The organism is Pseudomonas sp. CBC3 (genome assembly GCF_037967085.1).
Lineage (GTDB): Bacteria > Pseudomonadota > Gammaproteobacteria > Pseudomonadales > Pseudomonadaceae > Stutzerimonas.
Map to the genome: position 1 here is coordinate 19,346 of NZ_JBANEO010000004.1, position 24,091 is coordinate 43,436.

26 protein-coding genes and 1 tRNA gene are annotated in these 24,091 nt (G+C 60.4%); 13 read left to right on the plus strand and 14 right to left on the minus strand.

The window, feature by feature from the left end:
- Positions 1-12: 12 nt before the first annotated feature.
- Genes V6943_RS16885 through trxB form a run of 3 tightly spaced genes read right to left on the minus strand, consistent with a single transcriptional unit; the run spans position 13 to position 2,453 of the window.
- Positions 13-720 carry an arginyltransferase gene (locus V6943_RS16885; protein ID WP_340554779.1) on the minus strand — a complete coding sequence of 236 codons (708 nt, stop codon included), beginning with the start codon at positions 718-720 and terminating at the stop codon, positions 13-15.
- 52 nt (positions 721-772) lie between these two features.
- Entirely contained in the window at positions 773-1,453 is a 681-nt protein-coding gene (gene aat / locus V6943_RS16890; RefSeq protein ID WP_340554781.1) for a leucyl/phenylalanyl-tRNA--protein transferase, read from the minus strand.
- 52 nt (positions 1,454-1,505) lie between these two features.
- Entirely contained in the window at positions 1,506-2,453 is a 948-nt protein-coding gene (gene trxB, locus V6943_RS16895; protein ID WP_340554783.1) for a thioredoxin-disulfide reductase, read from the minus strand.
- A gap of 212 nt (positions 2,454-2,665) precedes the next feature.
- On the opposite strand from trxB, the gene ftsK reads away from it, so the two are divergent.
- The 6 genes from ftsK (at position 2,666) to cysG (ending at position 10,330) form a co-directional block, all read left to right on the plus strand.
- On the plus strand, positions 2,666-5,068 hold the full coding sequence (ftsK, locus tag V6943_RS16900; protein ID WP_181104394.1) for a DNA translocase FtsK: 2,403 nt from the start codon (positions 2,666-2,668) through the stop codon (positions 5,066-5,068).
- A 16-nt stretch (positions 5,069-5,084) separates the two neighbouring features.
- Complete coding sequence (gene lolA / locus V6943_RS16905) at positions 5,085-5,711, plus strand: outer membrane lipoprotein chaperone LolA (protein ID WP_340554785.1); 627 nt, start codon at positions 5,085-5,087, stop codon at positions 5,709-5,711.
- Between the two features lie 15 nt (positions 5,712-5,726).
- Positions 5,727-7,052 (plus strand): replication-associated recombination protein A, encoded by a 1,326-nt coding sequence (locus V6943_RS16910; protein ID WP_340554787.1) that lies wholly within the window; start codon positions 5,727-5,729, stop codon positions 7,050-7,052.
- The gene (gene crcB, locus V6943_RS16915; protein WP_340554790.1) at positions 7,049-7,423 is read left to right on the plus strand and encodes a fluoride efflux transporter CrcB; all 375 of its coding nucleotides are present in this window, start codon (positions 7,049-7,051) and stop codon (positions 7,421-7,423) included. The genes V6943_RS16910 and crcB overlap by 4 nt, the downstream gene beginning before the upstream one ends.
- Before the next feature lie 72 nt (positions 7,424-7,495).
- On the plus strand, positions 7,496-8,776 hold the full coding sequence (gene serS, locus V6943_RS16920; protein ID WP_340554791.1) for a serine--tRNA ligase: 1,281 nt from the start codon (positions 7,496-7,498) through the stop codon (positions 8,774-8,776).
- Positions 8,777-8,935: 159 nt separating this feature from the next.
- Entirely contained in the window at positions 8,936-10,330 is a 1,395-nt protein-coding gene (cysG, locus tag V6943_RS16925; RefSeq protein WP_197445190.1) for a siroheme synthase CysG, read from the plus strand.
- Position 10,331: 1 nt separating this feature from the next.
- Here cysG and V6943_RS16930 read toward each other — a convergent pair whose 3' ends face one another.
- The 7 genes from V6943_RS16930 to V6943_RS16960 form a co-directional block, all read right to left on the minus strand.
- The gene (locus V6943_RS16930) at positions 10,332-11,330 is read right to left on the minus strand and encodes a glutathione S-transferase family protein (protein WP_197445189.1); all 999 of its coding nucleotides are present in this window, start codon (positions 11,328-11,330) and stop codon (positions 10,332-10,334) included.
- An 85-nt stretch (positions 11,331-11,415) separates the two neighbouring features.
- Complete coding sequence (locus V6943_RS16935) at positions 11,416-12,396, minus strand: glycosyl transferase family protein (protein ID WP_340554794.1); 981 nt, start codon at positions 12,394-12,396, stop codon at positions 11,416-11,418.
- Positions 12,393-12,728 (minus strand): TusE/DsrC/DsvC family sulfur relay protein, encoded by a 336-nt coding sequence (locus V6943_RS16940; RefSeq protein ID WP_340554796.1) that lies wholly within the window; start codon positions 12,726-12,728, stop codon positions 12,393-12,395. Before V6943_RS16940 ends, V6943_RS16935 begins: the two co-directional genes overlap by 4 nt.
- The gene (gene tusB, locus V6943_RS16945; protein WP_065983455.1) at positions 12,725-13,027 is read right to left on the minus strand and encodes a sulfurtransferase complex subunit TusB; all 303 of its coding nucleotides are present in this window, start codon (positions 13,025-13,027) and stop codon (positions 12,725-12,727) included. Before tusB ends, V6943_RS16940 begins: the two co-directional genes overlap by 4 nt.
- Positions 13,027-13,386: a sulfurtransferase complex subunit TusC gene (tusC, locus tag V6943_RS16950; RefSeq protein WP_312244028.1), complete on the minus strand. Its 360-nt coding sequence runs from the start codon at positions 13,384-13,386 to the stop codon at positions 13,027-13,029. The genes tusB and tusC overlap by 1 nt, the downstream gene beginning before the upstream one ends.
- A complete protein-coding gene (gene tusD, locus V6943_RS16955; RefSeq protein ID WP_340554801.1) occupies positions 13,386-13,778 on the minus strand; it encodes a sulfurtransferase complex subunit TusD in 393 nt (130 codons plus the stop codon). The genes tusC and tusD overlap by 1 nt, the downstream gene beginning before the upstream one ends.
- A gap of 86 nt (positions 13,779-13,864) precedes the next feature.
- The gene (locus V6943_RS16960) at positions 13,865-14,533 is read right to left on the minus strand and encodes a Bax inhibitor-1/YccA family protein (RefSeq protein WP_125863907.1); all 669 of its coding nucleotides are present in this window, start codon (positions 14,531-14,533) and stop codon (positions 13,865-13,867) included.
- Positions 14,534-14,661: 128 nt separating this feature from the next.
- On the opposite strand from V6943_RS16960, the gene V6943_RS16965 reads away from it, so the two are divergent.
- The 7 genes from V6943_RS16965 to V6943_RS16995 all read left to right on the plus strand — a co-directional run bounded on the left by V6943_RS16965 (position 14,662) and on the right by V6943_RS16995 (position 20,720).
- A tRNA-Ser gene (locus tag V6943_RS16965) sits at positions 14,662-14,751 on the plus strand.
- A 236-nt stretch (positions 14,752-14,987) separates the two neighbouring features.
- Positions 14,988-15,236: a CrfX protein gene (locus V6943_RS16970; RefSeq protein ID WP_340554803.1), complete on the plus strand. Its 249-nt coding sequence runs from the start codon at positions 14,988-14,990 to the stop codon at positions 15,234-15,236.
- Between the two features lie 2 nt (positions 15,237-15,238).
- Entirely contained in the window at positions 15,239-16,069 is an 831-nt protein-coding gene (locus V6943_RS16975) for a mechanosensitive ion channel family protein (protein WP_131651666.1), read from the plus strand.
- Between the two features lie 83 nt (positions 16,070-16,152).
- Entirely contained in the window at positions 16,153-16,743 is a 591-nt protein-coding gene (gene sigX / locus V6943_RS16980) for an RNA polymerase sigma factor SigX (RefSeq protein WP_131651665.1), read from the plus strand.
- 99 nt (positions 16,744-16,842) lie between these two features.
- The gene (locus tag V6943_RS16985) at positions 16,843-17,835 is read left to right on the plus strand and encodes an OmpA family protein (RefSeq protein WP_131651664.1); all 993 of its coding nucleotides are present in this window, start codon (positions 16,843-16,845) and stop codon (positions 17,833-17,835) included.
- A 655-nt stretch (positions 17,836-18,490) separates the two neighbouring features.
- A complete protein-coding gene (gene yedA / locus V6943_RS16990) occupies positions 18,491-19,396 on the plus strand; it encodes a drug/metabolite exporter YedA (RefSeq protein WP_197445186.1) in 906 nt (301 codons plus the stop codon).
- 136 nt (positions 19,397-19,532) lie between these two features.
- Entirely contained in the window at positions 19,533-20,720 is a 1,188-nt protein-coding gene (locus tag V6943_RS16995) for an MFS transporter (protein WP_340554807.1), read from the plus strand.
- Positions 20,721-20,730: 10 nt separating this feature from the next.
- Here V6943_RS16995 and V6943_RS17000 read toward each other — a convergent pair whose 3' ends face one another.
- From V6943_RS17000 to V6943_RS17015, 4 genes are all read right to left on the minus strand, one after another.
- A complete protein-coding gene (locus V6943_RS17000) occupies positions 20,731-21,228 on the minus strand; it encodes a MarR family winged helix-turn-helix transcriptional regulator (protein ID WP_131651661.1) in 498 nt (165 codons plus the stop codon).
- Between the two features lie 59 nt (positions 21,229-21,287).
- A complete protein-coding gene (gene aliB / locus V6943_RS17005) occupies positions 21,288-22,427 on the minus strand; it encodes a cyclohexanecarboxyl-CoA dehydrogenase (RefSeq protein WP_340554810.1) in 1,140 nt (379 codons plus the stop codon).
- A gap of 90 nt (positions 22,428-22,517) precedes the next feature.
- Positions 22,518-23,300, minus strand: coding sequence for an enoyl-CoA hydratase-related protein (locus V6943_RS17010; RefSeq protein WP_197445182.1), 783 nt, complete (start codon positions 23,298-23,300; stop codon positions 22,518-22,520).
- 14 nt (positions 23,301-23,314) lie between these two features.
- Positions 23,315-24,082, minus strand: a complete 768-nt coding sequence (locus V6943_RS17015) for an SDR family NAD(P)-dependent oxidoreductase (protein WP_197445181.1) — start codon at positions 24,080-24,082, stop codon at positions 23,315-23,317.
- Positions 24,083-24,091: the final 9 nt, after the last annotated feature.

A 24,091-nucleotide genomic window follows, 5' to 3' on the forward strand; every position in this document is an offset into this window, starting at 1 on the left:
AGAGCCAAGGGCTCAGCTCAGAGTAATCCAGCGCTGATTGACCAGGAGTTCGATTGGGCGGTACTCGGTTTTGTAATTCATCTTGCGGCAGTTCTTGATCCAATAGCCCAAATAAATAGCCTTCAGGCCTAGGCGAGCTGCCTCGTTGACCTGCCAGAGAATGGCGAAGCGTCCCAGGCTGCGGCGCTCCTCGTTGGGGTCGTAGAAGGTGTAAACCGCAGAGAGGCCATTGGGCAGCACATCGGTCACTGCCAGCGCCAGCAGGCGGCCTTCCAGGCGGAATTCATAAAAGCGGGAGAAGGGGAGGTCGCGGACCAGAAAGGTGTGGAACTGGTCCCGGCTTGGCGGGTACATATCGCCGTCAGCATGGCGCTGCTCGATGTAACTTGCATAAAGCGAATAATATTCTTCGGTGAACGAGGGGCGAACATCCGTCACGGACAAGTCAGCGTTGCGTTTAAGGATTCTTTTCTGCTGACGATTGAGTTGCAGCCCATCGGAAGGTATCCGTGCTGGGATGCAGGCGGTGCAGCGTTGGCAGTGTGGGCGGTAGAGATGATCGCCGCTGCGGCGGAAGCCCATTTCGGACAGTTCTGCGTACACCTGTACGTCCATCGGCTGGCTGGGGTCGAGGAAGAGCGTCGTGGCCTGCTCGTCGGGCAGGTAACTGCACGCGTGAGGCTGGGTTGCGTAGAACTTGAGACGAGCCAGTGAAGTCATGGTCAGCTCTCGAAAAACTTGAACTCAGTGTAGGTCAGCTTGGCTTAGTCGACTAGGGCTCCCATCGGGCTGAGCTAGGTTCGTCCAGGTACTTGGTAAGCGTCTCGGCGAAGGCCTCGCGGGATATGGAGCGCGCGCCGAAACTGGCCAGGTGTTGCGTCGGCATCTGGCAGTCAATCATTTTGAATCCCCAATCTTGGAGGCGTTCCACTAATGTCACGAACCCAATTTTGGACGCATCGGTTGCCCGACTGAACATCGATTCGCCGAAGAATAGTCGACCCATGGCGAGGCCATAGAGCCCGCCGACCAACTGTTGGTCCTGCCAGACTTCAACCGAATGTGCGATGCCGAGTTGATGCAGCCTCACATAGGCGTGCTGCATCGTTGTCGTGATCCACGTGCCGTCGGCGTAGCTGCGCGGGGCGGCGCAGCCTTCGATTACTTCTCGAAATGCACGGTCGAAGGTGACACTGAATGGGCCCTGGCGTAATTTCTTGCGCAGGCTACGCGAGATATGCAGTTCCTCCGGATAAAGAACCGTGCGCGGGTCGGGTGACCACCAGAGCATTGGCTGCCCGTCCTGATACCAGGGAAAGCAACCATGCCGGTAGGCGGCCAGCAAGCGCTCCGAAGACAAATCGCCTCCAGCGGCGAGCAGTCCGTTGGGTTCGCGCAAGGCCTTTTCTAGCGGGGGGAACGACAAGTCGTCGCGCTGCAGCCAGGTCAGCATTATCGGTGCGTCACGAAGGGGGGGGATACGCATACTATCCGCCCGGCTGTGGTCACTGATCCAGATACTTTTCGGCATCGAGCGCGGCCATGCAGCCGGCACCCGCGGACGTGATGGCCTGACGGTATACGTGGTCGGCCACGTCGCCAGCTGCAAAGACGCCTGGGATAGTCGTGCAGGTGGCGTCGCCCTCGCTGCCGCCCTTGATCTTGAGGTAACCGTCCTTCATCTCAAGCTGACCCTGGAAGAGATCGGTGTTGGGCTTGTGGCCAATGGCGATGAATACGCCCGACAGTTCAAGCTTCTGCTCTTCGCCCGATACCGTGCTCTTCAGCCGCACGCCCGTGACGCCGCTGGCATCGCCCAGAACCTCTTCCAACGTGTGATTCCAGTGCAGCCGGATATTGCCGTTGGCCGCTTTGTCCATAATCTTGTCCTGCAGGATCTTCTCAGAACGCAGCTTGTCGCGACGATGAATCAGATGCACTTCCTTGGCGATGTTCGACAGATAAAGTGCTTCCTCGACGGCCGTGTTGCCGCCACCGATCACAGCCACTACCTGATTGCGGTAGAAGAAGCCGTCACAAGTAGCGCAGGCCGACACGCCGCGGCCGGCAAACGCCTCTTCGGACGGCAGGCCGAGATACTGAGCTGAGGCGCCTGTGGCAATGATCAACGCGTCGCAGCTGTAGGTAGCGCTGTCGCCTTTGAGGATGAAGGGACGTTGCTGTAGCTCAGCCGTGTGGATGTGGTCGAAAACCACTTCGGTATCGAAGCGCTCTGCGTGTTTCTGCATCCGCTCCATCAGCGCGGGACCGGTAAGACCTTCGACGTCGCCCGGCCAGTTGTCCACTTCGGTAGTGGTCGTGAGCTGACCGCCGGGCTGAATGCCGGTGATCATCACGGGCTTCAGGTTAGCGCGGGCAGCGTATACCGCGGCGGTATAGCCGGCCGGGCCCGAGCCGAGGATGATCAGACGTGAATGCTTGACTTCACTCATAAAAAGCCCTCATAAGCCTTTGTCGCAAATAGAGAAGCGTGCTCCAGTCGAGCCGCGCTGAAAAGCTGGGCGTTTATGCTACACCGAAGCATCGAGAAAAGCCCAAGCGGCACGGAACCGGAATGCCATCGAATCGACAAAGCCGTACAATGTCGGGGTTCAGGCTGACCACGGTTCATAGAGCGCGCCGCAGGCGCAGGAAATAAAGCGTTTTGAAGAATACCTCCTCTACCGCGCCGGCTTCCGTCTGGCGACAGCAATTGCATTACCGTCTCAAAGAGGGCGCGTTGATCGCGCTCGGCGCTTTGTGTGCCTATTTGTGGATGGCTCTGCTGACCTACGATCCGTCCGATCCCGGCTGGACGCACACCAGCAATGTCGAACAAGTTCAGAACGCAGCCGGCCGTGCCGGGGCCTGGTTCGCCGACGTACTGTTCATGGCGCTTGGCTATTTCGCGTTCCTGTTTCCCTTGTTGCTGGGCGTCAAGACCTGGCAGGTATTTCGTGCGCGTCATCAGCCTTGGACGTGGAACGGCTGGCTGTTTTCGTGGCGGTTGATCGGACTCGTCTTTCTGATTTTGTCCGGCTCTGCGCTGGCTTACATCCATTTCCAGTTCGCCAACAGCCTTCCTGCTTCGGCAGGTGGTGCATTAGGCGAGAGCCTCGGTCAGCTAGCCGAGGCCGCGCTTAACGTTCAGGGCAGTACGTTGTTGCTACTGGCTTTCTTCCTGTTCGGTCTCACGGTGTTCACCGATCTATCTTGGTTCAAGGTGATGGACCTGACCGGCAAGATCACGCTCGATCTGGTCGAGCTGATTCAGAGCCTTTTCAGCCGTTGGTGGTCTGCGCGCAATGAGCGCAAGCACATCGTTGCGCAGCTGCGTGAAGCCGATGAGCTGGTAAACGACGTGGCTGGTTCGCTACCCGACCATCGTGAGCGCGCAAAGGTGAAGGAGCGTTTGCTCGAGCGTGAAGAGTCGCTGAGCAAACACATGAGCGAGCGGGACAAGCGTCCGGCTCCGGTGATTCCGCCTGCCGTCCCCCCGAAGCCGGTGGAGCAAAGCAAGCGTGTGCTGAAGGAAAAACAGGCCAATCTGTTCGTCGACCCCTTGATCGAAGGCAGTCTGCCGCCGATTTCCCTGCTCGATGCCGCCGAGAAGCAGCAGAAGCAGTATTCCCCCGAATCTCTGGAAGCCATGTCCCGGCTGCTGGAGATCAAACTGAAGGAGTTCGGCGTCGAGGTGATCGTCGAGTCCGTGCATCCGGGCCCGGTGATTACCCGCTTCGAGATCCAGCCGGCCGCCGGGGTCAAGGTCAGTCGCATTTCCAATCTGGCCAAGGACCTGGCGCGCTCGCTGGCGGTGATCAGTGTTCGCGTGGTCGAGGTGATTCCCGGCAAGACTACTGTGGGTATCGAGATTCCCAACGAGGACCGGCAAATCGTGCGCTTCTCTGAAGTGCTGTCGTCGGCACCTTATGACGACGCCAAGTCGCCGGTGACCATTGCCCTGGGCCACGATATCGGCGGCAAGCCGGTGATCGCCGATCTGGCGAAGATGCCGCACCTGCTAGTGGCGGGCACGACCGGTTCGGGTAAGTCGGTGGGCGTCAACGCCATGATCCTGTCGATCCTGTTCAAGTCCGGGCCGGAAGATGCGCGGCTGATCATGATCGACCCGAAGATGCTCGAACTGTCCATCTACGAAGGCATTCCGCACTTGCTGTGTCCGGTGGTGACGGACATGAAGGAAGCGGCCAACGCGCTGCGCTGGAGCGTTGCCGAGATGGAGCGCCGCTATAAATTGATGGCGGCCATGGGCGTGCGCAACCTGGCGGGCTTCAACCGCAAGGTGAAGGAGGCGGAGGAGGCCGGCACGCCGCTTACCGACCCGCTGTACCGCCGCGAGAGCATGGAAGACGAAGCGCCACTGCTGCAAAAATTGCCGACCATCGTGGTGATTGTCGACGAATTCGCCGACATGATGATGATCGTTGGCAAGAAGGTCGAAGAGCTGATCGCGCGTATCGCGCAGAAGGCTCGGGCAGCAGGCATTCACCTGATCCTCGCGACCCAGCGGCCTTCGGTGGACGTGATCACCGGCCTGATCAAGGCCAACATTCCGACCCGCATGGCGTTCCAGGTGTCCAGCAAGATCGACTCGCGGACCATTCTCGACCAGGGCGGCGCCGAGCAGCTCCTGGGTCATGGTGACATGCTCTATCTGCCGCCTGGCACTGGTCTGCCGATTCGCGTACATGGTGCCTTCGTGTCCGACGATGAAGTGCATCGCGTGGTCGAAGCCTGGAAGGCGCGTGGCGCGCCCGATTACATCGAGGAGATTCTGGTCGGTGCCGAAGAGTCCGGTAGCGGTTTCGACGGCGGTGGCGAGAGCGGCAGTGGCGAAGGCAGCGAGGAAGATCCGCTGTACGACGAGGCTGTGCGCTTCGTTACCGAAAGCCGCCGCGCGTCGATTTCCGCCGTGCAGCGCAAGCTGAAAATCGGCTACAACCGCGCCGCCCGGATGATCGAAGCTATGGAGATGGCCGGCGTCGTGACCTCCATGAATACCAACGGCTCGCGCGAAGTGCTCGCGCCGCCGCCTATGCGCGACTGAGTCGCACCGAGGAATTATGCAATTGATTCGTTTGCTGTTCGCCTCCGTTCTGTTGTTTGCGCTGGTTCCGGCCCAGGCCGACCAGGCCGCCTCTGTCCAGCGCCTGACGGGCCTGCTGCAGAAGGCCGAGACCCTGACCGGGCGCTTTTCCCAGCTGTCGCTCGATGGTACCGGCACCCAACTGCAGGAAACCTCCGGCGAGATGGCACTGAAACGGCCGGGCCAGTTCCGCTGGAAAACCGACGAGCCGATGGCGCAGCTGCTGGTTTCAAATGGCAAGAAGGTTTGGCTGTACGACCCGGATCTGGAGCAGGTCACCATTCAGACCCTGGATCAGCGCCTGACCCATACGCCGGCGCTGCTGCTGTCCGGAGACGTTTCGGCCATCAGCGAGAACTTCCAGGTCTCGCACAAGGAGGCCGGCGAGGTCGTCGATTTCACGCTCGAGCCGAAAGCCAAGGACACGCTGTTCGATAGCCTTCGGCTGTCCTTTCGCAATGGCGTGATCAACGACATGCAGATGGTTGACGGCGTCGGTCAGCGCACCAACATCCTCTTCCATGGCGTCAAGCTGAACGATCCGCTCAAGGCGGACCTGTTCACCTTCGAGATTCCCGAAGGAACCGATGTCATTTCCGAGTAAGTCGTAGAGCCCTTGATGGACCTGTTCAGCCGTGCCCCTGTTGCCCAGCCGTTAGCCGCACGCTTGCGTGCCGCCAGCCTCGACGAATACGTCGGGCAGGAGCACCTGCTGGCGCGCGGCAAGCCGCTGCGCGAGGCACTGGAGCAGGGCGCGCTGCACTCGATGATCTTCTGGGGACCGCCGGGCGTGGGCAAGACCACGCTGGCGCAGTTGCTGGCCAAGGTATCCGACGCCCATTTCGAAACCGTCTCGGCGGTGCTGGCCGGGGTGAAGGAGATCCGCCAGGCCGTTGAGATCGCCAAGCAGCAGGCGGCCCAGTATGGTCGACGCACGATTCTCTTCGTCGATGAAGTACATCGCTTCAACAAATCCCAGCAGGATGCTTTTCTGCCCTATGTCGAGGACGGAACGCTGATTTTCATCGGTGCGACCACCGAGAACCCGTCCTTCGAACTGAACAACGCCTTGCTGTCCCGCGCGCGGGTCTACGTGCTGAAAAGCCTCGACGAAGCCGCCTTGCGCAAGCTGGTTGAGCGCGCGCTGAGCGAGTCGAAAGGGCTAGGCGACCTGCATCTGACCCTGCCCGAAGAGAGTTTCCAGATGCTGGTGGCTGCGGCCGATGGCGATGGCCGGCGGTTGCTGAACCTGCTGGAGAACGCCTCGGACCTGGCCGAAGAAGGCGGCGAGATCAGCGTCGAGTTGCTGCAAGATCTGCTGGGCGACAGCCGCCGTCGTTTCGATAAAGGCGGCGAGGCCTTTTACGACCAGATCTCCGCATTGCACAAGTCGGTGCGCGGTTCCAATCCGGATGCGGCGCTGTACTGGTTCGCGCGGATGCTCGACGGCGGTTGCGATCCGCTCTATATCGCGCGGCGCGTGGTGCGCATGGCCAGCGAGGAAATCGGCAACGCCGATCCGCGAGCGGTTGGCCTGTGCCTTTCCGCCTGGGACGTCCAGGAGCGCTTGGGCAGCCCCGAGGGCGAGTTGGCGGTAGCGCAGGCGATCGTCTATCTCGCCTGCGCGCCGAAAAGCAATGCGGTCTACATGGCCTTCAAGGCCGCCAAGCGTGACGTAGCCGAAAGCGGCTCGCAGGAAGTCCCGCTGCATTTGCGCAATGCGCCGACCCGCCTGATGAAGGAGCTGGGCTACGGCAACGAATACCGCTACGCCCATGACGAGCCGAACGCTTACGCCGCTGGAGAGGATTACTTTCCCGAGGCCATGGAGCCACGCCAGTACTATCATCCGGTGCCGCGTGGGCTGGAAGGCAAGATTCGCGACAAGCTGGAGCACCTGGCCCGACTCGATCGCGAAAGCCCACGGCAACGGAGAAAGACATGATCCGCTTGGTGCTGGCCGTTGCCGCGGGCGGGGTGATCGGCACGCTGCTGCGTTTTGCCGTGTCGACCTGGGTATCGGCGCACTGGCCGCGTCATTTCTATCTGGCGACGCTTGCGGTTAACCTGCTGGGCTGCTTGCTGATCGGCTACCTCTACGCGCTGTTTCTCATGCGCCCGGACGTATCGCCGGAACTGCGCGGCGGCTTGATCCTTGGCTTTCTGGGGGCGTTCACCACCTTTTCCAGCTTCTCTCTCGACGGCGTGCGGCTGCTCGAGAGCGGCCAGCTTGCCACGGCCTTCGGCTACATTGGCCTCAGCGTGCTCGGAGGCCTGGCGGCAACCTGGGCAGGCCTGGCCCTCGGCAGGTTATGAAGCGGGCCGCTATCGCAGTAAACTCCGCTTCCTCTTCGCCTTTCCTCAAAGCTTTCACAGACGAGACTCACCATGCTTGATTCGAAACTGCTACGCACACAGCTGCAAGATGTCGCCGATCGGCTGGCTACCCGCGGTTACCAGCTGGACGTGGCGCGTATCGAGGCGCTGGAAGCACAGCGCAAGACCGTGCAGACCCGCACCGAGCAACTGCAGGCCGAGCGCAACGCCCGCTCCAAGTCGATCGGTCAGGCCAAGCAGCGTGGCGAAGACATTGCACCGCTGCTCGCCGACGTCGACCGCATGGCCTCCGAGCTGGATGCCGGCAAGCAGGAGCTGGACGGCATCCAAGCCGAACTGGATCAGTTGATGCTGACGCTGCCGAACCTGCCGCATGAGTCGGTGCCGGTGGGCAAGGATGAGGACGAGAACGTCGAGGTGCGTCGCTGGGGCTCCCCGAAAAACTTCGACTTCCCCGTTCAGGATCATGTCGCGCTCGGCGAGCAGCACGGTTGGCTGGATTTCGAGACCGCCGCCAAGCTCTCCGGTGCACGCTTCGCCCTGATGCGCGGGCCGATCGCCCGCCTGCATCGTGCGCTGGCGCAGTTCATGCTCGACCTGCACACCCGCGAGCATGGCTACGAAGAGGCCTACACGCCTTATCTGGTCCAGGCGCCGGCGCTGCAGGGCACCGGCCAGCTACCCAAGTTCGAGGAAGATCTGTTCAAGATCAGCCGCGAAGGCGAGGCCGATTTCTACCTGATCCCGACCGCGGAAGTCTCGCTGACCAATATCGTCGCCGGCGAGATTCTCGATGCCAAGCAGCTGCCGCTGAAGTTCGTCGCCCATACGCCGTGCTTCCGCAGCGAAGCCGGTGCGTCCGGTCGTGACACCCGCGGCATGATTCGTCAGCATCAGTTCGACAAGGTCGAAATGGTGCAGATCGTCGACCCGGGCCAGTCCTTCGAGGCGCTGGAAAGCCTGACGGCGAACGCCGAGAAAGTGTTGCAGCTGCTGGAGCTGCCTTATCGGGTGCTGGCGCTGTGCACCGGCGACATGGGTTTTGGTGCGGCCAAGACCTACGACCTGGAGGTTTGGGTGCCGAGCCAGGACAAGTACCGTGAAATTTCCTCCTGCTCCAACTGCGGCGACTTTCAGGCACGCCGTATGCAGGCACGCTACCGCAACCCGGAAACCGGCAAGCCCGAGCTGGTGCATACGCTCAACGGTTCCGGTCTTGCGGTGGGTCGTACCCTGGTGGCGGTGCTGGAGAACTACCAACAGGCGGACGGCAGTGTACGTGTGCCGGAGGTGCTGAAGCCTTACATGGCCGGCATCGAGGTCATCGGCTGAAAGGCCGATTCCGGCGGTCCTGAGGTGCTGCCGGTGCGGTAAATTGCCCCGATATGCGCTGCTTCAGGGCTCGATCCGGACTCCTTGATTCCCGACAAGGGCCACCATCGGCGTAACGGCTGAGATGGCCCTTACCTTCATGGACACCAGGATTCACTGATGGATTTCTTGCCGCTGTTCCACAACCTCAAGGGCCGCTTGGTGCTGATCGTCGGCGGTGGCGATATCGCACTGCGCAAGGCGCGGCTGTTATCCGAAGCGGGCGCGGTGCTGCGTGTGGTGGCGCCCCAAATTGAGGCACAGCTGGCCAAATTGTTGCAGCAGAGCGGCGGGCATTCCTTCAAGCGTGGTTATGCGAGCGACGATCTAGCTGGCTGTGTCCTGGCGGTAGCCGCCACCGATGACGAGCCGCTCAACGCGCTGGTGTCACGAGATGCAAAGGCACTCGGCATTCCGGTAAATGTGGTGGATTCCCCCGAACTGTGCACGGTGATTTTCCCGGCCATCGTCGACCGCTCGCCACTGATGATTGCCGTCTCCAGTAGCGGCGACGCACCGGTGCTGGCGCGCCTGGTTCGCGCACGGATCGAAACCTGGATTCCCTCGGCGTACGGACAGCTGGCCGGGTTGGCGAAGAAATTCCGTGCCCAGGTCAAGGCGTTGTTGCCAGATGTGCAGCAGCGTCGGGTGTTCTGGGAGGACGTTTTTCAGGGGACCATCGCTGAGCGCGCGCTCGCCGGACAGGAACTAGAAGCCGAACGGCTGCTACAGGCCAAACTGTCAGGCGCGGCCCCTCGAAGCCTGGGCGAGGTCTATCTGGTCGGTGCCGGCCCAGGCGACCCCGATCTGCTCACTTTCCGCGCCCTGCGCCTGATGCAGCAAGCGGACGTGGTGCTCTACGACAGGCTGGTGGCACCCGCGATTCTCGACATGTGCCGGCGTGATGCCGATCGCATCTACGTAGGCAAGCAGCGCGCCGATCATGCCGTCCCACAGGAGCAAATCAACCAGCAATTGGTAACGCTGGCACTGCAAGGCAAGCGAGTGCTGCGTCTGAAAGGTGGTGACCCCTTCATCTTCGGTCGTGGCGGCGAGGAGATCGAAGAGCTGGCGGCCAACGGTATTCCCTTCCAGGTCGTGCCGGGCATTACCGCCGCCAGCGGTTGCGCAGCCTATTCCGGTATACCCCTGACTCATCGTGATTACGCGCAATCGGTCCGTTTCGTCACAGGGCATCTCAAGGACGGCAGTTGCGATCTGCCCTGGGCCGACCTGGTCGCGCCGAGCCAGACCCTGGTGTTCTACATGGGCCTGGTTGGCTTGCCGGTGATCTGTCAGCAACTGATCGCTCATGGCCGCGGCGCCGATACGCCGGCGGCGCTGATCCAGCAGGGCACCACCAGCAATCAGCGGGTGTTTACCGGAACGCTGGGTGATCTACCCGAGCTCGTCGCGAGCGAGCAGGTCCAGGCACCGACACTGGTGATCGTCGGTGAGGTCGTGACGCTTCGCGACAAACTGGCCTGGTTCGAGGGCATGGCCAAACCGGAGTAAATCAGCGCGACCAGATACCCTTGCCGGGCAGTCGTTCGCGATCATGTGCGCGGTCCAGCGACAGCTGCGGGCCCTTGGGAACGATGCCGTTGGCGTTGATTTGACGATGGCTTGCGTAGTAATGGCTCTTGATGTGGGTGAAATCGACGGTTTCGGCGATACCCGGCCATTGATAGAGCTCGCGTAGCCAGTTCGACAGGTTCGGATAATCCTCGATCCGCCGCAGGTTGCACTTGAAGTGGCCGTGATAGACGGCGTCGAAGCGGACGATGGTGGTGAAGAGCCGCCAGTCCGCCTCGGTGAGGAATTCACCGGTCAGGTAGCGCCGCTCCGCCAGGCGCTGCTCCAGCCAATCCAGTTCGCTGAAGACTTCGTTGAAGGCCGCTTCGTAGGCCTTCTGCGTGGTGGCGAATCCGGCACGGTAGACGCCGTTGTTTACTCTGGGGTAGATCCGCGCGTTGAGGTCGTTGATTTCCGCGCGCAGTGGTTCGGGGCAAAGATCCAGTTTCGAGCCGGTCAATCCGTCGAAGGCATTGTTGAAAATACGGATCAGCTCGGATGATTCGTTGTTGACGACCCGCTGCTGTTGGCGATCCCAGAGCACCGGCACCGTCACGCGGCCGGTGTAGCTGTCATCATCGATGATGTAGCGCTGGTGGAGATACTGCAGCCCATCGAGCGCATCACCGCTGGAGCCGGTGCTCCTGTCGAAGGTCCAGCCATGCTCGGCCATCAACCAACTGACCACCGATACGTCGATCAATGGTTCGAGCTGCTTGAGCTTGCGGTAGATCAACGTGCGGTGGGCCCAGGGACAGGCGAGCGAAACATAGAGGTGATAGCGCCCGGCTTCGGCCTTGACCGCCGGCCGACCATCGGGACCGGGCGAGCCGTCCGCGGTCACCCAGTCGCGACGTTGCGCCTGCTCGCGCTGGAACTCGCCGTCATCGCTGTTCTCGTACCACCGATCCTGCCACTGACCATCGACCAGAAGTCCCATGACTGCCTCCTCGTTATGAACGTTAGGGGCACTCTAGGAGACAAGGTTCGATGGATAGGACCTAATGACGGGACAAATCCATCGTTCAGTTCGATGAATTCCTGTACTGCCAATACTGCCTTGCCAGCGCGAATGCCTGTTCTCGAGGCCTACCCAGGCCTCGCAGGACCAACGCCATGGTCGCCACGACGGCCAGTTCACCATAGGCGTCCTCGGCGCCGTTCCATACGGCCAGCAGATGCTGCGGGTCCAGCTGTGAGGGCTTTACGTGACGCTGCGGCGAGAGGGCAGGCCAGTCCTCATCCCAGCTGGCGCCGGTTTCGGTGCCGTAAAGATGAGCAATACCGTCAGGGTTGACTTCAATTTCGCCGCCTTCGCCCTTGATGACGATTGCGGTGTCGCCCAGCAGGCGGCTGGCTTCGCGGTGATTGGCCTGGTAGCCGGGGTGGAAGATGCTCTGCAGGCCGCAACGGGCGCCGAGCGGGTTGAGAATGCGCGCCAGCGAGTGAATCGGCGAGCGCAGCCCGAGCACGTTGCGCTGATCGATCATTCGCTGCAGCAGAGGCATCCAGGCACGCAACGGCATGAAGGCCACCTCGCCGCGATCCAACGTAGCGGCGACCGTTTCCCAGTCTTCGCAGCGGGTGATGCCGAGCAACTCGAGCAACTGCTCGGTATACATGCGCCCAGCGGTGTGGGCGCCGCCGCCATGCATCAGGATGCGAACGCCATTCTGCGCCATACATTTCGCGGCAAGTAGATACCAGGGCAGATGCCGCTTCTTGCCGGCGTAGGTCGGCCAGTCGATATCTGTGGCAATGACCGGCGCCTGAATTCGCTCACGAACGGCTTCGGTGAAACCGGCGAGTTCTTCGGCACTTTCCTCCTTGTGGCGCAGCAGCATCAGGAAGGCACCGAGCTGGGTATCTTCGACTTCGCCATCGAGCAGCATGCCCATGGCTTGACGCGCTTCCTCGCGGGTCAGGTCGCGAGCGCCGCGCTTGCCTTTGCCGAGAATCCGCACGAAGACGGCGAAGGGGTGTTCTGCTGGCGTGACGATGCTCATATGCAGTTGCTCGGTTTCGGCAGGCCAGCCAGCTTGGCGGCGAGCTTGGCCGGCGTGCCTTTGAATAGACGGTTGAGGTGCATGCTGTTGCCCTTGTCGGGGCCGAGTTTCAAGGCGGTGTATTTGATCAGCGGGCGCGTTGCGGGCGACAGCTGGAACTCATCATGAAAAGCACGTAGCAGACGCAGGATTTCCCAGTGCTCATCTTCCAGCGCCAGGCCTTCCTGCAGGGCGAGGGCCTCGGCCACCGGCGCGCTCCAGTCGTTCAGGTCAGCCAGATAGCCTTCCTGGTCGATTTCGATGGGTCGGCCGTCGACGATCAAGGTGTTCATAACCAGGCATTGGTCCGGTCATAGCGACAGCAGAGCTCGACGAAGCCGGCATAGTCGATCGTTTGCAATCTTTCGGGTAGCGCCGCCAGGCTGCGCGCGACGACATCTTCCTCCAGGGCGAACAGCGCGATGCTGACAGGCATCAACTCCAGGGCCTGGCGCTGGGCCGTGCCGGTCTGCAACGCGTAAACGGCATCGCCAGTCAGCAACAGAGCATCCTCCGCTGACAGCAGTTGCAGGCAACTGGCCAGGCGACTGTCGGCGAAAGGAGAGTGCGAAAGCAGGTGCAGGGTGGCCATCAGAGCGTTATCACCTGGTCGTAGCGGTTGATGAGGGCGCGCAGCGCGGTGTCGTCCAGGACTTCTACCGGTAGCGACAGCGCGTTCTGGTCCAGGCCGCGCTCCTGGAGGCTGCGCTGGGCCGCATACAGCGAGTCGACACCGAACATGGGCAGCGCCTGCAGGTTGGCTGTTAGATCTTTCTGCTGCAGTTGCGCTGCTTGCTGTGCCTGCACCAGCTGCAACACACCATCGTCGAGAAACAGCATGCCCAGGGGCAGCTCGAAGGCGCCTCCGGCCAGCGCGATATCCAGCGCTTCGCGCGCCGATGGACCGGACCAGGGCGATTGCCGGGTGATGATCAGCATCGAGCGCGGCATCAGTGACCTCCGAAGCAGACGAGGCGATCGGCTTGTTGTGCCGCTTCGTGCAGCTGGCCCAGGCCGGAAAGCTCCCAGGCGGGCAAGAGGTTGGCAGCGGGGCGCGAGTGGCGTTTGGCTTCCTGTTCGTCCAGTACGCCCCGGCGTAAGCCTGCGGCGATGCAGACGACGCCGTCGAGCGCATGGCTACGAACGAAACGCTCCCATTCACCGGCCAGGTCGAGCTCATCCTGCGCGGTCACGATATTGGCCGAGGCACTGTGCACCCCGTCCTGATAGAGAAACAGCCGGGTAATCTCGTGCCCACCGGCCAGTACGGCCTCGGCGAAGCGCAATGCGCGCCGCGAAGCGGGGGAGTGGGCGGGTGAAAACAGAGCGATTACGAATTTCATGGTGCACCTTGCTAACTGGGCGACATGATACGCCAGCTGCAGAAACGAAAAAGCCCGCCGAAGCGGGCTGATTCGAAGAGCGACTATCAGTCGTCGCCACCCATGATACCCATCAGCTGCAGCAGGCTGATGAACAGGTTGTACAGCGAAACGTACAGACCGATGGTGGCCATGATGTAGTTGCGCTCGCCGCCATGGATGATGGCGCTGGTCTGGTAGAGGATGCAGACCGAGGAGAACAGTACGAAGCCAGCGCTGATCGCCAGCTGCAGGCCGCTGATCTGGAAGAAGAAGCTTGCGACCATCGCGCCCAGCAGGACGAAGAAGCCGGCGGTGATGAAGCCGCTGAGGAAACTCATATCCTTGCGGGTGATCAGCACGAAGGCGGACAGACCGAAGAACACCAGCGCCGTCATCGATAGCGCCGAGGCGATCAGTTCACCACCGTTGGCGGTACCCAGATACATGTTGAGAATCGGGCCGAGCGTATAACCCATGAACCCGGTCAGCGCGAAAGTTGAAAGCAGACCCCAGGCCGAATTGCGCAGCTTCGCTGTGAGGAAGAACAGGCCGTAGAAGCCGATCAACACCACGAAGATGTTCGGGTAGGCCGCATTGGCCTGCATGGCCATGTAGGCGACCAGGCCGCTGAAGCCGAGGGTCAGAGCCAGAAGGCTATAGGTGTTGCGCAAGACGCGGCTGACTTCCCGTTGTTCAACCTGCGTGTGCGTAGATGCGTACTGTTGCTTGAGCATTGCGACACTCCTGTAGATGTCTTCAGCCTGAGGCGAATTGACTCGGATCATAGCAGAGCTTTTGTTGCAGCCTAACAACAGAGTTTGACAGTGTGTTTCGTTCCGGTACTATTGCGCCCGCTCTCTGCGGAGGAGTGGCAGAGCGGTTGAATGCAACGGTCTTGAAAACCGTCGAAGGGGAAACTCTTCCGTGAGTTCGAATCTCACCTCCTCCGCCATATCGTAACGTGAAGGCCCCGTTTTCGGGGCCTTCAGCGTTTCTGGGAAGAAGAAAGTAAGTGCTCCCATCTTCTTCCTATGCAAGACAGAGCATCAGGCTGAATGCATCCTTACGGCTGTTCGACGTTGGCGCGGCAGGAATTCCGAAAGGCCGTATGGGGTTGCGGCGGGATGCGCGACAAATGTGACCCGCCATAGCGATATGCCGTCTAGATCGGACTGTAGGGAGGTAACCATGCGCGATCCTTTTGAAGAATCCTTGCGTGACATGCTTAACGCCCAGACCGCACATGATGACGACGCTTGTCTGGATCGCGTGTTGAAGACCGCCAACCGCCAGGTTGGCGCTGGCGACCTGTTCGGTCTGATGGGCCATTGTGTGCAGGCCGTGCTGATTGCTCTCAGCAGCGGTGCACCACACACCTCGACTGTCGCGCGCCGCCGTTCTTCGTCCCATTCTTCTTTTTTCGATAGGGCTGACTGATCATGGAACTCGATCCCTGGAGCCAGAGCTTACTAGGTGCGATGAGCGCGCTTTGGGCTCCTGTTGCTGCGTTCATACCGCGTTTGTTTGGCGCGTTACTGGTCGTAGCCGTCGGCTTTGTGGTTGCCAAGCTGTTGGACACCTTGCTATCCAAGGTTCTGGCGAAGGTGGGTGTGGACCGACTCGTTGCCGGCACCGGGGTAACCAAGTTGCTTGGGCGTGCCGGGATTCGCCTGCCGATATCGGCCCTGATCGGAAAGATCGTCTATTGGTTCGTGCTGTTGATTTTCCTTGTGTCGGCTGCCGAATCTCTGGGTCTCGCTCGAGTTTCCGCGACACTGGATATGCTCGCGCTGTATGTCCCGAAGGTCTTCGGCGCAGGAGTGATTCTGCTTGTCGGCGTGCTGCTGGCCCAGCTGGTCAATGGCCTGGTTCGTGGCGCTGCAGAAGGTGTTGGTCTCGAGTATGCCAGCGGGCTCGCGCGGATCGCTCAGGGGCTGGTGATCATCATCATCATTTCGGTAGCAATCGGTCAGCTCGAAGTCAAAACCGAGCTGCTCAACTATGTGATCGCGATTGCTCTGATCTCCGTTGGTTTGGCCGCAGCGCTGGCGCTGGGCCTCGGGAGCCGTGAACTGGTCAGCCAGATCCTTGCAGGCATTTATGTTCGCGAACTCTATGAAGTCGGCCAGCGGGTACGTCTTGAGGGATCGCAGCTGGAAGGCGAAATAGAAGAGATCGGCACAGCCAAGACCTTGTTGCTCACCGATGAAGGTGAGCTGGTCTCGGTCGCAAATAGAGTGCTGCTGGAGCAGCGCGTAAGCAGCCGTTAGGCCCGGTAATCTGCTAAAGTGCGCCGCCCCTTTTCGATGTCTACCGTGAACGGCGGCCACGACTTTTGCCGGTTCGAAGCGTCTTGACTAAAACCCATCCATCTACCACGAGCTACGATCCGCGCCAGCTTTCCGATGAAGAGCTGGTGCAGCGTGCCCATGCCGAGCTGTTCCATATAACGCGTGCTTACGAAGAGCTGATGCGAAGGTATCAGCGTACTCTTTTCAATGTATGTGCTCGTTACTTGGGAAACGACCGAGACGCGGATGATGTTTGCCAAGAAGTAATGCTCAAGGTTTTGTACGGTTTGAAGAACTTTGAGGGTAAGTCAAAGTTCAAGACCTGGCTGTACAGCATTACCTACAATGAGTGCATTACCCAGTATCGAAAAGAGCGGCGCAAGCGGCGCTTACTTGATGCGCTAAGTCTCGATCCGGTCGAAGAAGCTTCCGAGGAAAAAGCGCCGAACATCGAGGAAAAGGCGGGGCTAGACAAGTGGCTGGTTCATGTGAACCAAATTGATCGGGAGATTCTGGTTCTGCGTTTCGTAGCGGAGCTCGAGTTTCAGGAAATTGCCGATATTATGCACATGGGTTTAAGCGCAACGAAGATGCGATACAAGCGCGCACTGGATAAGCTGCGCGAAAAATTTTCGGGAATCACTGAAACTTAACGGCAACAAGCTGTCCTATTGATAGCGAACAGCTTGGGCCTACAGACAGCCGGTTTCCTTAGATTGTTCTGATACTCACCACCAGATGGGGATTTACGGATGAAACTTAAAAACACCTTGGGCGTTGTAATTAGCTCTATGGTTGCAGCCACTTCGCTTAGCGCGCTTGCCCAAGGGCAGGGTGCAGTAGAGGTGGAAGCATTCGGCAAGCACTACTTCTCCGACAGCGCCCGTGGCTTCGAAGACGAAGGCGAGCTTTATGGCGCTGGCGTCAGCTATTTTCTCACCGACGACGTCTCCCTGGGCCTGTCCTATGGTGAGTATCACGACGTCACTTCGGACGATCCGGTAGCGGGCGGCGGCCACAAGAACATCAAGGGTAGCCTGACCTCCCTCGACGCGGCCTACCACTTCGGTCAGCCGGGTGTCGGGCTGCGGCCTTACGTCTCCGCTGGTATGGCTCACCAGAGCATCGGCCAGGCTGATCGTAGCGGTCGTAACCACAGCACCTTCGCGAACATTGGTGCCGGTCTGAAGTATTACTTCACCGAGAACTTCTTCGCCAAAGCCAGCGTTGATGGCATGCACAACATCGATGCTGGTGACAGCGAGTGGATGGCTGGCGTAGGCGTTGGTCTGAACTTTGGTGGCGGTGCGCAGCAACAGGTTGCCCAAGTCGAGCCTACTCCTGAGCCCGCACCGGCTCCGATCGTCGACAACGAGCCAGAGCCGGAACCAGAACTGGTTCGCGTTGAGCTCGACGTCAAGTTCGACTTTGACAGGGCCCGCGTACGCGAAGAAAGCTACAGCGACATCAAGAACCTGGCTGACTTCATGCAACAGTACCCGCAGACCAGCACGACCGTTGAAGGTCACACTGACTCCGTCGGTACCGATCAGTACAACCAACGCCTGTCCGAGCGTCGTGCTCAGGCTGTTCGCGAAGTCCTGGTCAATCAATACGGTGTCGAAAGCCAGCGTGTTGACTCGGTCGGTTATGGTGAAGCTCGTCCGGTTGCCGACAACAGCACCGACGAAGGTCGTCAGATCAACCGCCGTGTAGAGGCCGAAGTCGAAGCACAGGTTCGTTGATTCGTATCTGACTTCACGAAGCCCAGTGCCATAAGGCTGTTCCTCAGGTAGAACGGCCTTATGGTTCATCAAATGGGTATTCGGCTCTTCACCGTCCTTGGTCTTGAGGCCTTGGACGGTGACCAAACAGCACTCTGACTCCTCCCTCCTGCGCTGCCCAGTTCGGGCAACCATCACGATCGCTAAGGTGCTCGCTCATAGCAAAACCGCAGATCCTGCGGGCATTGCCGTCATCCTGTTCGCCTCCTCAACTGCTCGCCCAAGCCTTTCTTGCGTTTCTGCAATGAGCGGCACGGTTGCTTCCAACGCCAGACCACAACGACGGTGCGTCACGTCTTGCTTCATCCCCGTTTCACATTGTTGAAAAGCCCGTAACTTCATGCGGAGACCAGGCTCAATTTAGATATGCGCCTCAACAACGAGCCGGTCTGCTTGCGAGTTTGGTGTCCGTCTGTAAGACCATTTTTGTATGAGCGAGACCGGGTCGGAATCGCTCACCAAGCCGAGCCTCAGTACCGATGATCCCTCCGGCTCGGCCAGGTGGCCGGGACGAACCCGGGAAACTGCACCGCTAAACAAAATGCTCTCTGTGCTTATTGTCCTCGCTGCGGCTATCTAGAATGGCTGCTCAAATGTCCGCGCCATGGTCGTTCTCATGTCTTCGCGCCGCTCATCGTTGTTGCTCGTGGGTGCTTTCCTCGCGCTCTATCTGATCTGGGGCTCGACCTATTTTGTGATCAAGGTGGGCGTGCAATCGTGGCCGCCGATGCTGCTTGCCGGGCTGCGTTTCGTCATTGCCGGTGGTTTGATGTTCGCTTGGCTGCGCTGGCGCGGTGTGCCTGTGCCGACGGCCAAAGAGTGGCGCTCATGCGCCATTGTCGGTTTCCTGCTGCTCAGCTGCGGTAACGGTGGCGTGACCATTGCCGAGCATCTGGGCGTAGCCTCGGCAGTGGCTGCGCTTGCGATCGCGACGGTGCCGCTGTTCGCATTGCTGTTCGGGCTGATCTGGGGCCAACGCACCGCTGGGCTGGAGTGGGGCGGCATTCTGCTCGGGCTGATCGGAATCGGCCTGCTCAATCTCGGTCATAACCTGCAAGCCAGTCCATTGGGCGCAATGCTGGTGCTGATCGCGGCGGCGAGCTGGGCGTTCGGCTCGATGTGGAGCCGGCATCTCAGCCTGCCGGGCGGCGCGATGGCGAGCGCTGCGCAGATGCTTGTCGGCGGAGTGGTATTGCTTCTCGGCAGCGCCGCGAGCGGTGAACGCATGCACCAGGCACCTGATTTCGCCGGCTGGCTTGCGCTTGGCTATTTGACGTTGTTTGGCTCCATCGTCGCGTTCAGCGCTTATCTCTACCTGCTCAAACACGTACGACCTGCCGCGGCCACCAGCTACGCCTATGTCAATCCGGTGGTTGCGGTACTGCTGGGCATCACCTTTGCCGGCGAGCGGATCGGTGCAGAGGAGTGGTTGGCGATGACGGTCATCGTAAGCGCCGTAGTGCTGATTGGATTGCCGCAATGGCGCCGACCGAGGGTTGCGGCGAGTGTGAAGTCTGCCTGACGCGCTGGTGTCACCAGCGCGCAACGGTTGTATGATGAGTTCGCTTTTCTGTGATTGAGCCTTCCGTGCCACTGTCTGGATAGCACTCCCGGCCTTGTCACCTAACTCGCGTTTCATCACCTCGACAGGCGAATCGATGCCCACTGCAAAATCTTCCGCCAACGACACGTTTTTCATCCTGTCGCTAGTTGTCTTCAACTTCATTTCCTTCATTTCGATCGGCATCCCACTCGCATCGCTGCCGGCCTATATCCACGAAAATCTAGGTTTCAGCACTGCCGTCGCGGGCATCGTCATCGGTGCTCAGTACCTCACTACCTTGCTCTGCCGTCCCTTGGCTGGGCGTCTTGCGGATGAGCGGGGCGCGAAGAAAACCGTGCTGATCGGCATGGCGTCCGGGCTTGTCAGTGGTGTGCTGCTACTGATTTCAGCATTGCTCGAATCCTGGCCGATGGTGGGTATCGGCGTGATGGTCATGAGCCGGCTCGTCCTGGGCTTCACGCAAAGCTTGATCGGTATTTCCGCTATCAGCTGGGGCATCACCCGTCTCGGACCGCAAAGCACGGCACGTATGATTTCCTGGAACGGTATCGCGGCTTATGGCGGCGTCGGTATCGGCGCGCCGCTGGGTGTGTTTCTTGCTCAATCGCTGGGGCTGTGGAGTCTGGGGGCGGTGACCATGCTGTTGGCTGCGCTCGGCTTGACGCTGGCCTGGCGTCGGGACGATGCGCCGCTCAATCCGGGGGAGCGGCTGCCGTTCGGTAAGGTGTTGTGGAAGGTCGCGCCGCCTGGCATCGGTCTGGCGTTGGCCACCATCGGCTACGGGACGTTAACGGCTTTCATTGCGCTGTATTACAACGCGCGAGGTTGGGATGGGGCCGCCTGGTGCCTGACGGCCTTCGCCTTCGCCTTCATCGGGACACGGCTACTATTTCCCAATCTGATCAACCGAGTGGGCGGCTACTCCGTCGCGGTGATCTGTTTAGCCGTGGAGATTCTTGGCCTGGTTATGCTTTGGCTCGCCGAGGCGCCGGGCGTTGCACTGGCCGGGTCGGCGCTGACCGGATGCGGCCTGTCCTTGCTCTATCCGGCGTTGGGCGTAGGGGTGGTGTCGCGTGTTGGGGTCGCCAACCGCAGTTCGGGACTCAGCGTGTTCGCCATGTTCTTCGATCTGGCACTAGGGTTATCCGGCGCGATCATGGGGGCGTTGGCCGTTTACATCGGTATGCAGAGCATCTTTCTCGGTGCAGCTGCCATGGCAGTCGCCAGCCTGGTGATCGTATGGCTGCTGCTGAAGCAGGAGCGCAGGGCACGGGCCGATTAGCGCCGGCTTCTCACGGCTCGCTGGCGGGTGCCGTCGATATATCGCCGTTTTCAATCTGTCCCAGGGCGATGGCTCCGAGATCGGCTTGCAGCTTACTCAGGTAGTGCAGAAAGTTGACGCTGTCATCGAAGCTGAAGCCCTTCAGCCCTTGCTCATAGAACTCCTGGATGCGTACCTGCAGTGTGTCCCAATAGGCTTGGCCTTGAGCGGTCAGCCTGACCAGCCGTGCACGCCCATCGTCCGGATGCGGCACGCGCTGCACATGATGATCGCGCTCCATGCGCTTGAGCACACCGTCCAGGCTCTGGCGGCTGACCACCAGATACTCGGTGAGCTGATTGAATGAAATGCCATCCTCGTAGCCTGGCCGCGATAAAGCTCCAAGCACGGCCCATTGCACGGTGCTGATGCCCATCTCTTTCTGCACCTGTCGCTGCAATACGTTGCCGGTTTGAAACAACCGGAAGAAAAGCCGGTTGGGAATGCTCTTGGTTTCAATCGCGGTCATTTCGTTTCCTTGCGACCCATGGAGGAAGGCGGCGATGCACAGCCGGTATGAGGGCGGGGTTATCGGGGCAGGTATTCGCGGGCGATGATATTTTTCATGATCTGCGCCGTGCCGTCACCAATCTGTAGCCCTAGCACGTCACGCATGCGCTGAGCGAAGGGCAGATCCTCGCCCCATCCGGTGTGGCCGTGGGCGAGCATGCACTGTTTGACCACATCGAACGCCAGTTTCGGTGCCCACCATTTGTTCATCGCGGCTTCGGCATTGTGCCGCTGACCGGAATCTTTCAACCACAATGCGTAGAAGCATTGCAGACGAGCCGCCTGCACGTAGGTCTGGTACTCGGCGAGCGGGTGAGTCAATCCCTGAAACGCCGCCAATTGCTGGCCGAACGCCTGTCTTTCGGTGAGCCACTGCCAGGTTTCGTCCAGCGATTGCTGAGCCACCGCGACGCATTGCAGGCCAATCAGTGCGCGGCTGTAGTCGAAACCCTGCATGACCTGCTTGAAACCTTTGCCGTCGTCACCCAGCCGATGGCTGGCGGGCACCTCGACATTGTCGAAGAAGATCGAGCCACGTCCGATGGCGCGCTGTCCGGCATCTTCAAAGCGGGTGGTGCTGATACCGGGCAGGTTCATGGGTACGAGGAAAGCGCTGATGCCGTTAGCGCGCGACTCCTGAGTGCCGGTGCGGGCGAACACGACCGCGACGTCCGCTTGGTCGGCCATGGAAATGGAGGTTTTCTCGCCGTTCAGAATGTAGGTGTCGCCCCTGTTTTCGGCTTTCATGCGTAAGCTTGCCGCGTCGGAACCCCCGCTGGGTTCGGTCAGCGCAATGCAGACGATCCGACGCCCGGCAGTGATCTCGTTCAGCCATTCGCCAGCCAGTTCCGGGCTGGCGTGCTGGCTGATGATCTGGCCGTTGAGCGAGGCCAGCAACGGGATGTAGCCGACATTGAAGTCGCCACGGGAAATTTCTTCGATGATGATTCCGGCGGTCACGCAGTCCAGGCCGCTGCCGCCGTATTGTTCCGGTAGTTCGCCGCCTAGCAGACCCATATCGCCCATCTGCTGAATCACTTCGCGCTCGATGACGCCCGTCTGATCGCGTTTGCGATAGCCGGGAGCGAGCACTTCGGCGCTGAAGCGAGCGACGCTATCGCGGATGGCGTTCTGTTGTTCGTTGAAGGCGAAATTCATAAGGTTCTCCAGCATTGCTGCGCCGCTGTTCGATAGATTCGGCCGGGCGCCCCGGTTCCCGGAGCGTCCCGCGAGGCCGAATACGCCGCGTTATTTGTAGAACTTGCGGAAGTCCGGCTTGCGTTTTTCCTTGAACGCGGCGGTGCCTTCCTTGGCCTCGTCGGTGTCGTAATACAGACTCAGCGCCTGCATGCCGAGCCCGCCGATGCCGGCGATGTTTTCGCTGTCGGCATTGAACGAGCGCTTGGCGATGGAGAGGGCGGTGGGGCTCTTCTCGAGAATCTCGTTGCACCATTTCTGTACTTCCGCATCAAGCTCCTCGTGCGGCACCACGGCATTCACCAGCCCCCATTCCAGCGCCTGCTGAGCGCTGTACTTGCGGCACAGATACCAAATTTCCCGGGCGCGCTTTTCACCGATGACACGCGCCAGGTAGGCGGTGCCGAAGCCGGGATCGACCGAGCCGACTTTGGGCCCGACCTGACCGAAAACGGCCTGATCCGAGGCGATGCTGAGATCGCAGACCACGTGCAACACATGCCCGCCACCAATGGCGAAGCCGTTGACACGCGCGATGACCGGCTTGGGCACCTCGCGAATCAGCCGCTGCAATTCCTCGACCGGCAGGCCGATCAGCCCGCGGCCGTCGTACTGGCCCGCATGAGCGCTCTGGTCGCCACCGGTGCAGAACGCTTTGTCGCCAGCGCCCGTGAAGACGATAACGCCAACGGACTTGTTCCAACCCGCGCGGTTGAAGGCGTCGATCAGCTCCATGCAGGTCTGGCCGCGAAAGGCGTTGTAGCGGTCTGGGCGATTAATGGTGATGGTCGCGACGCCGTCGTTTTCGGTGTAGAGAATGTCTTCGTAATTCATGATGAGTCTCCTGTTTAGCCGGCCATGGTCAGGCCGCCGGACACGCTGATGACCTGTCCGGTGATGAAATCGGCGTCGTCGCTGGCGAGTAGACAGACGATGCCTGGATAGTCTTCCGGCTGGCCGAGGCGACGCTTGGGTACGGCGTTCTTGAAGGCTTCGAGCAGTTTTTCCGGGTTGTTGGAAGTCGCCGCCACGCTTTTCAGCAGCGCCGTGTCGGTGGGGCCGGGGCAGACCACGTTGAAATTGATGTTCTTGCTCGCCAGCTCACGAGCAAGAGTCTTTGACAGACCAATCAATCCGGCCTTGCAGGCGGCGTAGACCGCCTCGCCGGACGAGCCGACACGCGCGGCATCGGAGGCGATGTTGATGACCTTGCCGCCGCCAGCTTCGAGCATCTTCGGTAGCACCACGTGGTGCATGTTGAGCGCGCCGGTCAGGTTGATGTCGATCAGTTGCTGCCATGTGCCGGGTTCGGTCTTGAGGAACGGCATGAAACGGTCGAAACCGGCGTTGTTGACCAATATGGTCGGCACGCCCAGTTCGCTTTCCACACGGTTCACCGTCTCGACGATCGCGGCGTAGTCGGTGATGTCGGCGGCGTAGGCCTTGGCCTGGCCAGCCGCTTCGACAATCAGTTCAGCGGTCGTCTGAGCGGCCGCTGCGTCGCGGTCGAGCACCGCGACACGGCTGCCCTCAGCGGCGAAACGCAGGCACAGGGCACGGCCAATTCCGCCGCCGCCGCCGGTGATGATCACGGTTTTTTCACGTAGGCCTTTCATGTGCGTACT